Source organism: Chitinophaga qingshengii, from assembly GCF_014529935.1.
GTDB lineage: Bacteria > Bacteroidota > Bacteroidia > Chitinophagales > Chitinophagaceae > Chitinophaga > Chitinophaga qingshengii.
In genome coordinates this window covers 949,643-964,127 of the sequence record NZ_JACVFC010000001.1, presented here as the reverse complement: position 1 = coordinate 964,127, position 14,485 = coordinate 949,643, and the positions used below count along the sequence as shown (strand labels likewise).

Annotated in this window: 10 protein-coding genes; 7 read left to right on the top strand and 3 right to left on the bottom strand. The window is 48.3% G+C overall.

From position 1 onward, the window contains the following. Nucleotides 1–132 precede the first annotated feature (132 nt). From ICL07_RS03355 to ICL07_RS03335, 5 genes are all read left to right on the top strand, one after another. The gene (locus ICL07_RS03355; RefSeq protein WP_188086526.1) at nucleotides 133–2,124 is read left to right on the top strand and encodes an FAD-dependent oxidoreductase; all 1,992 of its coding nucleotides are present in this window, start codon (nucleotides 133–135) and stop codon (nucleotides 2,122–2,124) included. 3 nt (nucleotides 2,125–2,127) lie between these two features. Then, nucleotides 2,128–6,345: a family 20 glycosylhydrolase gene (locus ICL07_RS03350; protein ID WP_188086525.1), complete on the top strand. Its 4,218-nt coding sequence runs from the start codon at nucleotides 2,128–2,130 to the stop codon at nucleotides 6,343–6,345. Between the two features lie 13 nt (nucleotides 6,346–6,358). Further along, entirely contained in the window at nucleotides 6,359–7,354 is a 996-nt protein-coding gene (locus ICL07_RS03345) for a 3-hydroxyacyl-CoA dehydrogenase family protein (protein ID WP_188086524.1), read from the top strand. A 1-nt stretch (nucleotide 7,355) separates the two neighbouring features. Further along, a complete protein-coding gene (locus ICL07_RS03340; protein ID WP_188086523.1) occupies nucleotides 7,356–8,444 on the top strand; it encodes a dipeptidase in 1,089 nt (362 codons plus the stop codon). 121 nt (nucleotides 8,445–8,565) lie between these two features. Further along, the gene (locus tag ICL07_RS03335) at nucleotides 8,566–9,513 is read left to right on the top strand and encodes a hypothetical protein (protein WP_188086522.1); all 948 of its coding nucleotides are present in this window, start codon (nucleotides 8,566–8,568) and stop codon (nucleotides 9,511–9,513) included. Between the two features lie 65 nt (nucleotides 9,514–9,578). On the opposite strand, the gene ICL07_RS03330 is transcribed toward ICL07_RS03335, so the two are convergent. Then, nucleotides 9,579–10,424 carry an alpha/beta fold hydrolase gene (locus tag ICL07_RS03330; RefSeq protein ID WP_246484966.1) on the bottom strand — a complete coding sequence of 282 codons (846 nt, stop codon included), beginning with the start codon at nucleotides 10,422–10,424 and terminating at the stop codon, nucleotides 9,579–9,581. 150 nt (nucleotides 10,425–10,574) lie between these two features. On the opposite strand from ICL07_RS03330, the gene ICL07_RS03325 reads away from it, so the two are divergent. Continuing rightward, nucleotides 10,575–11,948: a serine hydrolase gene (locus ICL07_RS03325; RefSeq protein WP_188086520.1), complete on the top strand. Its 1,374-nt coding sequence runs from the start codon at nucleotides 10,575–10,577 to the stop codon at nucleotides 11,946–11,948. A gap of 58 nt (nucleotides 11,949–12,006) precedes the next feature. Here the strand turns inward: ICL07_RS03325 and ICL07_RS03320 are convergent, their stop codons facing one another. Together ICL07_RS03320 and ICL07_RS03315 are read right to left on the bottom strand one after the other, a co-directional pair. Continuing rightward, nucleotides 12,007–12,393, bottom strand: a complete 387-nt coding sequence (locus ICL07_RS03320) for a hypothetical protein (RefSeq protein WP_188086519.1) — start codon at nucleotides 12,391–12,393, stop codon at nucleotides 12,007–12,009. A gap of 60 nt (nucleotides 12,394–12,453) precedes the next feature. Continuing rightward, nucleotides 12,454–13,206: an alpha/beta hydrolase gene (locus tag ICL07_RS03315; protein ID WP_343070964.1), complete on the bottom strand. Its 753-nt coding sequence runs from the start codon at nucleotides 13,204–13,206 to the stop codon at nucleotides 12,454–12,456. A gap of 744 nt (nucleotides 13,207–13,950) precedes the next feature. Here ICL07_RS03315 and ICL07_RS03305 point away from each other — a divergent pair. Next, on the top strand, nucleotides 13,951–14,397 hold the full coding sequence (locus ICL07_RS03305; protein WP_188086516.1) for a cold shock domain-containing protein: 447 nt from the start codon (nucleotides 13,951–13,953) through the stop codon (nucleotides 14,395–14,397). Nucleotides 14,398–14,485 lie beyond the last annotated feature (88 nt).

Below are 14,485 nucleotides of genomic sequence, written 5' to 3'. Positions count from 1 at the left end.
AAAGTATTGATAATAGCGGGTAAATTTATCTGAAATCCCAAATAAAAGACCGAGAACGGTCTCGGTCTTTTATTTAGGATTTCATCCGATATTTTATTTACTTTAAGCACTACACGTTATTGTCTTACCACTATGCGCAAACTCCCTTCTGTATTATTATTGTTATTATATATGTCTGCTGCCGGGGCGCAAACAAAAAACGCCGACCAGGTAGATGTGTGTATCTATGGCGGCACCTCCGCGGGGGTGATCGCTGCTTACACCGCTGCCATGAGCGGAAAAAAAGTATTGCTGATAGAACCGGGAAAACACCTGGGTGGCATGAGCTCCGGCGGTTTAGGTTACACCGATATTGGCAACAAATATGTAGTGACCGGCCTGGCCCGCGATTTTTACCGGAAGATAGGGCAACATTACCAGAGTTTTGAGCAATGGACTTTTGAGCCCAAAGTAGCCGAAGGGGTGTTTAATGACTATATCAAAAAGGCCCGCGTACCGGTATTGTATGAACATCGTCTTTTAGACGTACAGCAATCCGGTCATCATATCAGCAGCATAGCTGTTGAGCGTGTATCCGTTCCGGGTAGTTCTTACCGGATAACGGCCAAAGTATTCATCGATTGTAGTTACGAAGGCGACCTGATGGCGGGCGCGCGTGTATCCTATACCGTAGGAAGGGAAGATAACAAAAAATACAACGAGACATTCAACGGCGTACAGCTGCTGGACGGCCATCAGCTGCCGGATGGGATAGATCCTTATGTAAAGCCGGGCGATACCACCAGCGGACTGCTATGGGGTATCAACACCGGTTCTCCGTTGCCCGATGGCAGCGGCGATAAAAAAGTACAAGCCTATAATTTCCGGATTGTATTGACCAACGTACCCGGCAACAGGTTACCCATTACGAGGCCGGACAACTATAGCGTTGCACGGTATGAACTGCTTTTACGCCTGATGAACAAGCATCCCTGGTCTTCTTTGAAAGATGGGTTTATCTGGAGCCTGATGCCCAACGGAAAAACGGATATCAATAACAGGAACGGTTTTTCCACGGATATGATTGGTATGAACTGGGACTATCCCGACGGATCATATGCGGTACGTGCAAAAATCCTGAAAGCGCATGAAGATTACACCAAAGGGTTATTGTATTTTCTGGGACATGATGAGCGGGTAGCACCCGCTATCCGCAAAGAAATGCTGGAATGGGGATATCCGGCAGATGAATATACCGACAACGGCCACTGGTCGCATCAGCTGTATATCCGGGAGGCCCGCCGTATGATCGGTGAACTGGTGATGACCCAACATCATTGCGAAGGCCGGGAAGCGGTGACCGATCCCATTGCGATGGCTGCTTACACCATGGATTCCCATAACTGCGACCGGCAGGTCATCAACGGGATGGTTAAAAACGAAGGTAATATTGAAAAAGGCGGCTTCGGGCCTTATCCGGTTTCTTACCGCGCCATTGTACCACGGGCGTCCGAAGCGGATAACCTGCTGGTACCGGTTTGTATGTCTGCTTCCCATATTGCTTATGGTTCCATCAGGATGGAACCTGTTTTTATGGTGATGGCGCAATCGGCGGCAGTAGCGGCTTGTATGGCTATAGATGAAGGGACGCCCGTGCAGCAGGTGCGTGTTGACAGGCTCCGCGAAGTACTGCGTACCAATCCTTTAATGGATGGTAGTATTCCCGAAGTGCTGGTAGACAACAGCGATACGGCGCATGTCCGTATCAGCGGTGAATGGACGAAGGCAAAACATGGCGGCTACGGCCCGGATTTTCTCACCGGACGTACTACTGATAAACCCGGTAGTGTAACGTTTACACCGGATATCATCCACGCCGGCGCTTATAACGTATACGGCTATTTTCCTGTTCTGGGAGCGGCAGCGCCGGAAACGGTGATCCGGATGTTTGACGGAAAACAGATGCAGCAAAAGAAGATACATAAAGCGGCGATGCGTGTACAGGGGCAGTCTTCCGGTGGCTGGGTGTTGCTGGATACACAAACATTAAAAAAGGGCAAATCCGCTTTTGTTGAAATTACCAATGCGGGAACGGAAGGTATGGTGGCAGCAGATGCTATTCTATTTGTTCCTGTGAAAAAATAACGGATGAAGAATTTAGTAGGTTATATCGGCTGGTTATGTTGCTGTTTTTTTCCTTTATATGCCGCCGGAGACAATGGGGGTATCATTCCTGCGCCTGCTGTTGTCGTAAAACACGCAGGAACCTTTACATTCGATACGCATACCGTTATCCTCGCCGATCCTGACACGAGGGCGGAGTGCCGTTTCCTGGAAGATTACCTGCAACAGCACCTGCACTGGCAACAGGCTATACAGTTCCGGAATACCGCTGCTAACGGTAACGGGCATATGCTGTTGATCACCACACAGGGTGCCGATAAACTGCCGGAGGGTGGTTACCGGTTGCTAATATCCGGTAGCCGTATTACACTCACCGGGAAAGGTGCCGGATTGTTTTACGGTATACAGAGTCTGATCCAGTTGTTTCCCGTGGAGAAAGGTTCCACCGCCGCACTTCCTTGTATGGAGATTGTGGACCAGCCCCGGTTTGCTTACCGGGGACTGATGCTCGATGTGGCCAGGCATTTTTTTTCTGTGGCGGAAGTGAAAAAGGTCATCGACCTGATGGCAAGATATAAGCTGAATAATTTTCACTGGCATCTCACCGATAACCAGGGCTGGAGGATCGCTATCAAAAAATATCCCCGGCTCACGGAAACAGGCGCCTACAGATGGCTCACCAAATTCCATGACAACAGAGACTGGCTGGATAGTGTGAAGTATGGCGGGTTTTATACCGCGGCTGACATCCGCGAGGTGGTGGCCTATGCAGCACAGCGCTATATCAATATTATTCCTGAAATTGAAATGCCGGGCCATTCCGGCGCTGCGCTGACAGCTTACCCGGCGTTAAAATGCCCTCTGCCCGCAGGTGTGAAGGACTCCACCGCCTACCAGGTAGTATACCGGCCAACGGAAGAAACTTTTCATTTCCTGGAAGATATATTGTCGGAGGTGGCGGAGCTGTTTCCGGGTAAATACATCCATGTGGGCGGCGATGAAGTAAACCATACTCCCTGGATGCAGGATAGCGTTAGTCAGCGGCTTATCCGTACGCAGCAACTGAAGGATGAGCATGGACTACAAAGTTATTTTATACAACGTATCGGTCAGTTCCTGCGTACCAAAGGCAAGCAGCTGATTGGCTGGGATGAAATAGTAGCAGGCGGACTGCCACCCGGGGCGGTAGTAATGAGCTGGAGAAACGAAGAAGGAGGAATAGCGGCGGCACTGCAACAACATCCGGTGATTATGAGTTCAGAGCCCAACGGAATGTATTTTGATGTATATCAAAGCAGCGCAGATACTGAACCGGTGAATCGATGGGGATATGCGCCGCTGTCGCTTACTTACAGTTATGATCCGGTGCCGGCAGTCTTACCGGAAGCCGCGCGGCGTTGTATATGGGGCGTACAGGCCAATATCTGGACCGAGTGGATCGCCACGCCGGCCAAGCTGCAATACATGATACTGCCGCGAATGCTGGCGCTGGCGGAGGTGGCATGGAGTCCGGTAGCGCAAAAAAACTTCGACCGGTTTTATCATCAAACAGTGCCTTTGCACCTGGCCCGGCTGGAACAGGAAGGACTTAACTACAAAGTGCCGCCGGCAATGGGTGTCAGCGATACTACGATGATTGGCCATGACTTTACCTTTGATCTTGCCGCCACTATACCAGGCGCAAAAATATACTATACGCTGAATGGAAGGATACCCGATGATACAGACCTGGAATATACCGGCCCGCTGCATTTCCTGGTACCTGAAAATGAAAAAAGAATGCTTCGCACGCTGGTGATAACACCGGCAGGCAGACGAAGTGTCGCCACCCGTACGGTGATGTATAACCGTTTGCCGGCGCCGCCGGTAACGGTAAAGGATATACGTCCCGGCATCCGGTATACGTTGCGAAACGGTTTCTTTTCGGATATGGGAGCGCTGGAATGCGGTACTGTAAAGGAACGTGGCGTATCGGAGGATGTTGATGCAGCTACCTTCCGGAAATATGGAACCCCTTTCGGGTTAACTTATGATGGCTGGTTACGGATAGACAGTACAGGCATTTACAATTTTTCGCTCGCTTCTGTAGCGAGTTCCAAACTCAGTATTGACAATGAAATAGTCGCTGATAATACCATTCCCCACGTGAGGTTTGAGCGTACCGGCGCTATGCCGTTAATGAAAGGATTCCATCGTATTACGTTACAGTATATCGACACCGCGGCCCCTAAATATCTCCTGAAAGTAGTGATAAGAGACCCGGCCAACAAAAAGATGGATCTTGCTTCGTTGTTATATCATACGGCTGATGAAGATGTGTTACCCCTCGTTTACGACAGTATCCAACCGGATAGGATCGCCGCTGCTTTCAAATCCGCTGCCGCTGCCCGTGCCGGCGTTATGTCGCTGCCGGGAGATGCGCAGCGTTGGTGGCGATACCGCGACAGTCTCAAAACAAAGATCATCCAAAGCACACACCTGGTAGTAGATCACCAGCTTCCGCTGCGGATGCAGCAAACCGGTACCCTGAAAAAGCGCGGCTATGAAATCAGGAATATATTCTTCCAGACAAGACCCGGCGTATATGCCACTGCTACGCTTTTTGTGCCGGATGGAAAAGGCCCGTTTCCTGCGGTAATCACCATGAGCGGGCATTCCCCCAATGGCCGCCTATACGAAAAGTACCAGGCGGTAGGACAGGTCCTGGCGCTCAATGGATATGTTTCGCTGCATATAGATCCCTGGGGCGCGGGGGAGAGAACCACTACCCATGGCGTTTTTGAATATCATGGCGCTAACCGGGGCGCTTCGCTGATGGACATCGGCGAAACACTGATGGGAATGCAGCTGACGGATAATATCCGTGGGGTAGACCTGCTGGAAAGCCTGCCTTTTGTGGACCGCAAAAACATTGGAGCCACCGGCGCCAGTGGTGGTGGCAACCAAACCATGTACCTCGCCGCAATGGATGAACGTATCAAAGCTGCGGTACCGGTGGTGAGCGTGGGTACATTCGAGTCCTATGTGATGCAAAGCAACTGTGTCTGTGAACTGCTGCCGGATGGACTGACTTATACGGAAGAAGCCGCGCTCCTGGCAATGGTGGCGCCCCGGGCCATCAAAATGTGCAATGGCAATAAAGATAGTAATCCAACTTTTTATCCATCGGAGATGCTGCGGAGTTTTCAAAAGGCGCACCCGGTGTTTGACATGTTGGGTGTTGGCAATAACATCAGTTACCAGGTATTTGATCTGCCGCACGGATATGAAAAAGAAGACCGGGAAGCCATGCTGGGATGGTTTAACCTGCATCTGAAAAGGGTGGGAGATGGAAGTCCCGTTGCAGAAGACCGGCTGCAGCCGGTTTCGCCCGAACAACTGATGACATTTGCCGCAAACCGGCGGGATACCGGCGTAAAAAGTACGGCCGCCTTTTGTGCGGAACAAGGCGCTGCCCTACACCAGGCTTTGTTATCAAAGAAGTTCATCGATGCCGCTGCAAAAAGACAGGACCTGCAACAAATATTGCGCCGGGAGAAAAACATTGGGCTGAAAAGCCTGGATACCTTCCCCCGCGTAAAAGGCTGGGACCGTTGGGTGTTAGAGTTGTCGGAAGGTACGCGATTGCCGTTGTTGCATCAGTCGCCGTCAAACGGGCACGATTATACGATTATCTGCAACCCCGGTGGAAAGGATAGTATTGACCCCGCGCTGATACACGAGTTGGAACAAAAGGGGATGGGTATTATAGTGATAGACCTGTTAGGAACAGGAGAGAACAATTCGGCTGCTGCTGCCGCTTTCGATGCCAGACTGGTACCTTTTCATACTTTGTCCAGGACTTCCCTTTGGCTGGGTAAAACCATCATAGGACAGTGGATGGAAGAACTACAGGTAACCATACAGTTTTTAAAACAGCATCAAAAAGCAGGTAACATCTCCATAGACGGAACAAAAGAAACTGGTTTGGCTGCCCTGTTTTTATCTGCCCTCACCAGAGATGTAAACCAGGTGGTATTACGGGACGCGCCGCTCAGTTATCAGCTGCAAACCCCCGTAACAGACTATTACAGTATGGCGATCCATTTACCGGGCATCATCGGGTGGGGGGATGTAGCACTGGCGGCGGCTATGAGCTACGCCCGGACAACGTTTGTCCATCCCCGTACGATCTCCGGGGAACTGACCACAGATACTAAATTTCATATCCTGACAGCAGAATTGAAAAAACGATTGCGATAAAAAAAATACAGTTATGATAAACACTGAAACAAACGATGTAATAGTCGGCGTAGTTGGACTCGGTTTAATGGGCTGCAGTATTACGGCCTGCCTGCTGATGGCCGGCCACCGGGTAATTGCGGTTGCGCCCATTCCGGATGATTTACTACATGCCTCCAAACGCATCGCTGCTCATTTACACCGCTCATTTGAAGAAGGCATCACCCGGAAAGACCCGGTTGAGTTGTTGCAGGCGCTGGTGATTACAGAGGATTATACATTGTTGCAGCCATGCGGACTGGTGATAGAAAGCACCATTGAAAACCTGGAGATCAAAAAAGCGGTTTATAATAAAATTGAAACGGTCATTGATCCCGGTTGTTTGCTGGTTAGCAACACTTCTGCTATTCCCATCAGTATGTTACAAAAGCTGACCAAACATCCTTCCCGGTTTTTGGGATTACATTGGGCCGAACCATCGCATACCACCCGTTTTCTGGAAGTTATCTGCGGGGATGATAGTGATGTGCAGCTGGGAGAATACCTGTATCAGTTGTCGCACCGCTGGGGCAAAGAGCCGATCCTGGTGCGTAAAGACATCCGGGGATTTGTTACCAACCGGTTGATGTACGCCATGTACAGGGAGGCATTTTACCTGGTGGAAAACGGATATGCTACTGTAGAAGATGTAGACAGATCATGCCGTAACAATGCAGGTTATTTCATGACTTTCGTCGGTATCTTCCGGTGGATGGATCTCACCGGTGTACCCGCCTATCACAACGTAATGAAGGACCTTTTCCCGGACCTTAATAACAGTACCGCCGTTCCCCGATTGATAACAGATATTGTCAATGCCGGCGGTAGGGGCGTAGCCAACGCCAAAGGGTTTTATGAATACACCGAAGAAGAAGCAAAGTTATGGGAAGAAACCTTCGCCGATTTTAGTTACAAGATCAGGGAACTGGCATTGCAATATCCCGCAGATGTGATCGCAAGAAAACTTGCCGCACGTAAAACAGCAGGATGATATGGGAAATCAATCAAAGTTTATCATCGACGGGCATCTCGACCTGGCGATGAATGCATTGGAGTGGAACAGGGACCTGAAAACTACGGTGCAGCATATACGTGACCGGGAGGCCGGCATGACAGATAAGCTGGACCGGGGTAAGGGCGTTGTTTCGTTGCCGGAACTGAGAAAGGGAAAGATCGGTTTGGTAGTAGCCACTCAGATTGCGCGGGTAGTGGAACCGGGAAGCACGCTGCCTGGCTGGCATTCTCCGGAACAGGCCTGGGCACAGAGCCAGGGACAATTAGCCTGGTATAAAACAATGGAACAGCAGGGTGAGATGATACAGATCGCTGACAGATCACAGCTGGAAAAACATCTTAGACTTTGGGAAGACGATGATATCGCAGATGCCGGCAAACCGGTAGGATTTATACTAAGCCTGGAAGGCGCTGACTCGCTGGTAGACCTATCCTATTTGGAGAAAGCCTATGGCGATGGTTTGCGGGCGCTGGGTCCTGCACACTACGGACCGGGGCGTTATGCCGGTGGAACGGGTACAACAGGGCCATTGAACGGCAAGGGGATAGAGCTGCTGAAAGAAATGGACCGGCTGCATATGATACTGGACGTTACGCATTTAACAGATGAAGCCTTCTGGCAGGCGATGAAGTTGTACAAAGGGCCGGTTTGGGCCAGTCATCACAACTGTCGCTCCCTGGTACAGCACCAGCGGCAGTTAACTGACGATCAGATAAAAGTGTTGATAGAAAGGAACGCGGTGATAGGCGGTGCGTTGGATGTTTGGATGCTCACCAACGGGTGGGTGCGGGGTGTTTCCGATCCGGTGAAAGACGGAGTGCCGCTGGCGGCCCTGGTAGACCACTACGATCACATCTGCCAGCTGGCGGGAAATTGTAATCATATAGCCCTGGGTACCGATCTGGACGGGATGTATGGCAAAGAGCAGTCACCCTATGACCTGGAAACAATTGCTGACGTGCAGCAGTTGGACGGGCTACTGCAGCAGCGGGGTTATTCCGATGCTGCTATACAACAGGTATTTCATGGCAACTGGCTGCGGATACTCCGCGATGCCTGGAGGTAGCGCTAAGTAGGTACTGTAGCGGAATGTGTGCAAATGGTTTGCGGTAGGTTGTTTTATTTTAGTGGTAACCCAATCAACCGTTACTCTCTTAACCACATTCTTAACCCAACCCTCCAATTTTATGAGCAAATACATTCTCACCTTTCTATTGGTAGGTACTACCATCTTCACGGCCTGTAAAAAAGAACAGGCAGGCACTACAACTGACAACACGCTTCCCGCTGCTGAAAAAGTACAGGCAGCCTCTCATCAGGACCAAGTACTGACCCCCGCCGGCTGGGTGCATAAATCAAAAGTACATCACGTACAAACAGGCGAATACCTGAGCGGAGAAGGTAACCGGCTTCGCCAATACGATCGCCAGGGTAAAATGGTGGCCGATTACGGCGCTATCGTACAACAAAACAACGGCGTTCCTTTTATCAACAACAATGCAAAAACAGGAAAAGACAGGTTCCCGCTGGGTTCCGGCTGGATCACCTACACTTATTGGACCAACACTTCCGCCACACCCATTTCGTATTTTAGTACCAGCTGGGTAGTGCCACCGGCACCGGCTGTCAACTCCGGTCAAACCATCTTCCTGTTCAACGGGTTACAAAATTCCGGGAATATTCTGCAGCCGGTATTGCAATGGGGACCATCTGCCGCTGGTGGTGGCAACTACTGGGCCATCGCTAACTGGTACGTAGGGGATAACTCCGTGTTTAGTAACCTGATCCGTGTTGCCCCTGGTACAAATCTGCAAGGTATTATGAGCCTGGTAAGTGGCAGTGGCAGCTATTATAGCTATACTTCCGCTTTCACCGGTTATCCTTCCATTACGCTTACGGTTAACAGTATTCCCAAACTTTACTGGGCTGCTGAGTCAATGGAAGCCTATGGAGTGGTAACCTGCTCCAACTATCCTAATACTGCTAAAACAAGACTGAGTGGTATTGAGCTGAAGGTAGGTACTGCACAGGCGCCGTTGTCCTGGACAGTAGCGAATGACATCACCGATTGTGGTCAACACTCTACCGTGGTGACACCCGGAACACCTAATGGTATCGTGGATATTTATTATTGATAACAGTCTTAAACGGTACAGGGTTATGAAACCTTGCAGGTTTAAAGCCTGCAAGGTTTTCGTTTTTACTTATCGATAAACGGAAGTATTAATCCCGTTAGTTTGGCTGTTTCCATCATCAGGCTTACGTGGGTAACGCCTGGCAGGATGGCCAGTTGTGATTTGGGTAGCCCCTCCAGATCACCGCATACACCACCCCCCATGAGATGGTAGGTGTGGGCGGTATACTGAAGGTCCGACCCGTCGTTATCTCCCATAATCAACAGCGTAGGAGGTAAGTGTTTGATGTGATCATCTCCCAGATCAAAATCCTTTCCTTCCAATATCATCAGCTTTTTAATGAAAGCTGCCCAATGCGAAGGGTCTGGCGCCAGCGCGTCATAGGCTTGTTTCAGCGGTGTCTGGGCCAGGGTTTCCGGTGTCAGTCCTTTGATAGCTTGTTGCACCTGTGGCAACCAGCCCGCCGTTTTGTACACCCCGGAAATAATAATAAGTTTTTTGATCATCTCCGGATGGGCAATAGCCAGTTGATAGGCTATGGTACCGCCTAAACTATAGCCTACCACATCCGCCTGTTTGATGTTCAGATAGTTTAGCAGTCCGGCTACATCGCCTGCCAGTCCTTCGTAGGAATAGGCCCGGTCGATGTCCGCCGTCCGGCCATGTCCCTGCATTTCCAGGGCAATTACTTTGTGGGATTTGGATAAGGCCGGGATCAGCTGGCCCCAGTTCATGCCGATGTTCATAAAACTGCCATGAATCAATACCAGCGGCGTGCCTTCTCCATAGGTTTCATAATAGAGTTTTAAACCGTTAACAGGCGCATATCCGGAGGTGGTTGGTTTTTGCTGTGCGTAAGAGGTGGTCATGGTAAACAGGATCAGGGTGAGCAGTAGCAGGATGTTTTTCATGATGTTCATTTTTGTTGATACAAACATACATCGCCTGCTCAAAACCGGACATGGGCAAATACGACAATCAGGAGGCATTTTAGGACTACCCCTGTTGCAAATATAAAGGCGTTGGATTAACTTTAGTTACCCATTTTAACCAGGCACGTTATGAGAAAAAATCTGCTGTTTTTATTTATTGTGTCCACTTTTTCAATGATAGCCAGGGGCCAGGCTGCCGAAATAGATTCCCTGATACACCGTACGAACCGCCTGGGCCTGTTTAACGGCAATGTGCTGGTGGCCGATCATAACAAGGTACTGTATAAAACAGCCATCGGTTTTGCTGATCCGGGAAGTAAAATACCACTCACCCTGCAACATCGCTTTCATATCGGGTCTATCGCAAAGGAGTTTAACGCGGTGGGTATCATGATGCTGAAAGCGCAGGGGAAACTGAAGCTGGAGGATAAAGTGTCGGCGTATATACCCGGGCTGCCGGCCTGGTCCGATTCTGTCAGTATCCTGCACCTGTTACAGTATACCAGCGGCTTGCCGGACCTCAATTGGAAAACGGTCCACTCAGATGCCGATATTATGCAGGACCTGAGAGACAGACAGCAGCTGCTTTTTACACCAGGGAGTAACTATTTGTACAGCAACAATTGTGTGTTCCTGCAACGCCGGATTATTGAGAAAATCACCGGCATGCCTTTTAATACGTTTGTGGAGCAACAATTATTGCGGCCCTGCGGGATGAATGCTGCTGTGGTAGATCCTACGGAGAAGGATACACCGATCGCCATCGCTTTTAATAATGAACGCCAGGCCGATCCCCTGATCTTAGCTATATCCGGGTGGACGGCCGTAACGGCAGATGATTTCTACCAATGGTCCAATGCTATCAACACTTTTCGTTTGCTGTCTCCTGCAGATACCAGGACAATACTCTACCCCTCCGGCCCCAACAGACAATCCGGATTAGGAGGAGGGGAGATGGCAGAGGATCATATTACGCGGCATATACATGATGGCTCCGCACTGCGCTATAACGCGCTGCTGGTGAGTGATCCGCCCCGGGGACGCACGGTTATCCTCCTGACGAATAACAAACAGGGAAACCTATACGAAATCAATACCGCCATACAGGCTATTCTCGACGGGAAACCTTATCAGCAGCCTAAAAAACCGGTCGTGGATCTTTTTAACGGAAAACTGGACCAGCTCAATGCTCAACAGGCATTAACACTATATCAACAATTAAAAAGCCGCCATGCCGGGGAGTATAATTTTGACAATGAGTCGGCGCTCAATAACCTGGGCTATTATTATATGAATCATAACCGGCTGGATGATGCCATTATTATCTTCACCCGCAATACCCGGCTTTTCCCCGCTTCCGGCAATGTTTTCGACAGCCTTGGTGAAGCGTATTATAAAAAAAATGACAAAAAGAATGCGTTGCGTTATTATAAACGTGCATTGGCGTTAGATTCAACGAATACTACGGCCAGGCAGATTGTTACAGCGTTGAGCGGGGAGTAATACTTGATTGTCACATCGCTTAGAGCTATCCTTTATCAGGCTGTTCTCCGGAAAGGAATTATTTACTGACTGGAACCTGATGTTGAGGGTCCGGTTCTCTTGGCACAGTTGACAGGCATATAACATTCTCTTTGAGAAGAAGGTCGATCATCGAAAGAATAGTAGTATCCAGATCAGCAGGAACGTTGTTTTTGTATTTGCCGGCTATGAAGTTCACATATTCGTTAATGGTTTGTTTGCCTGTTGCATCCAGAAAAATCATCTGAGGCCAGGGATCCATCGTGATCACCCGGGGAGCGGTGTTGTCAATGATAGTGATATTATCGTTGTTGCCACGGAGCCATTGCCTGGTGCGATAAAAGTATTGATCCTTTAACGGTGAATGATAAAGCGCTTCAAAATTAGGTACCACTGGCTTAGCTTTCTTAAAGAAATTCAATTTCATAGGTAAATATATAGGTTGCTCACTTGTTTGAACTAAAGATACAAACAAATTTTTCCCTTATTATTTATTGCTGTTTTCACCAAAATAACGCAAAATGATCTTACTGATGGTATCCGCCTCATTTAACACCATCAGGTGACCACCGCCCTTAATGCGGTAATCAGGATGTACCAGTTTGCTGGTAATAACCCTGTCGGCAGTTCCATGTATTTGAATGGTTCTTTCTGGCGCTTCTTTGTTATCCCAATGAGCAATACTTTTCAATGCCCAACGGAAAAAGGCAACGTCGGTGTCCAACAGTAAATGGGTGAGCGCTTTTTTGTCGTTGGGAGAGCGTGCTCCAAAATAACGAAACGTCAGGAAGTTGGTGTGTTTTATCAGTCCGCTGGGGATGAGCCGATAAAGCCCTAACCGCATAAAGAAAAATTGCCTTTTGTTCAGTTCGCTTTTTGTTTTTACGGAAGAGAGCAGGACCATCTTTTTTACGTTGATCAGTTTGGATACCTCTACGGCGATGATGCCGCCGAAAGAAAGTCCGATTATATAAGGATTCTCCACCGTAATCTGGCTTTTTATTCTTTCGGCATACTGTGTTATATTTTCACTGGGTAATGCCGGAACCCAGTTAATGTACACTTTATGGTAACCCGGAAGATCCAGGTTCATAAAAATGGTTGAGTCTGCTCCAAGGCCACTAAAAAAATAAATGGTTTTTTGTTTGTCCGCCGTTGTATCGGGGTGATTTTGAGTGTATCCTGTTAAGCTACTGAATAACAATAAAATACAAATGATCGCTTTCACACTTTGTGCCATAAGTTTCCGCGCTACACAAGATTATAAACGTAGCAGTTGGCGATATTACCAAAAAAGTGCCATAACGCTCCTCAGGAGGATTTTTATCCTCCTGCCTTGTTCCTGAAAATTTTCTTTAGACTATAAAGCAAGCTCATGGTTATACAAAGCGGACATACGCCGAAACGAAAAAAAGTGAGGGCGGCTTTCCTATACCAGGGAAGTTGAGCGGGAATAACAGGACAGCTCTTCCCATCGCCTTCAAATTCTTTAATTCCCCAAATGTTGACAGCTGTTTTCATATTGAATTTTTTTAGCCGAAGAAATGATAAAGACAAATACCGGTTAATCCTAAGAAGAGCATGCAGAGAATAATTTTTGTTTTCGTTGACATAATAAAATGATTTGTCTGTTAATACCGGTGCTTTCGAATCATCACCCGGAATCAACCGAAAATACCGGCAGGCGAAAATATTCGGGCGGTATTCGAGGTAATATCCTATCTTTAGCCGATTACAGGCTCCTGCCCCTGCTTCTTCTGATTTAGTCTGGATAATCTCTTTTCTTCCTCAGTCCTCGCTTCCAGCGGCCATATTCTTCATATTTAAAACTTTTACGCTATGAATATTTTCGTTGGCAATTTGAGTGATCTGACAAACTGATTAACCGCCTGTCAGCTTTGGTTTGACAGGTTTATAAGATAGTCGGTTCCATTTTTATATAGAAAAATTACGCAATTGTGCGATTTAACTAAAACAGGTTGTTATGGGAGAATCTTTTTCCAAGAAAGAAAACAGAAATAAAAAGGCAAAAGCGAAAGAGAATAAGGCACAAAGAACGCAGGAGCGCAAATTGAATAACAACAAAGGGAAGGGCCTGGAGGATATGCTGGCCTACGTTGATGAAAATGGGAATCTCAGTGCCTCTCCTCCCAGGGAAACAAAGAGGGCTGAAATAGAGGCGAAGGATATCCAAATTGGCGCTACGCCCCGGCCTGCAGAAGACCCTGTCAGAACAGGGACTGTCTCATTCTTTAACCATTCAAAGGGATTTGGATTTATTGTGGATGATAAATCCGGGGAAGACATATTCTTTCATATGAATGACTTATTGGAGGCAGTGAGGGAGAAAGATAAGGTGACGTTTCTCCGCGACAGGAATGCTAAAGGTTACTTTGCAGCATCGGTAAAGAAAGCGGGTCCCAAGCCCTGATATTTTAAGATAATACTTCAGTATTGTTCATAAGCCAGTTAACAAGATTTCCGCCTGTTGTGCCGGAAATTTTGTTAACTGGCTTTTC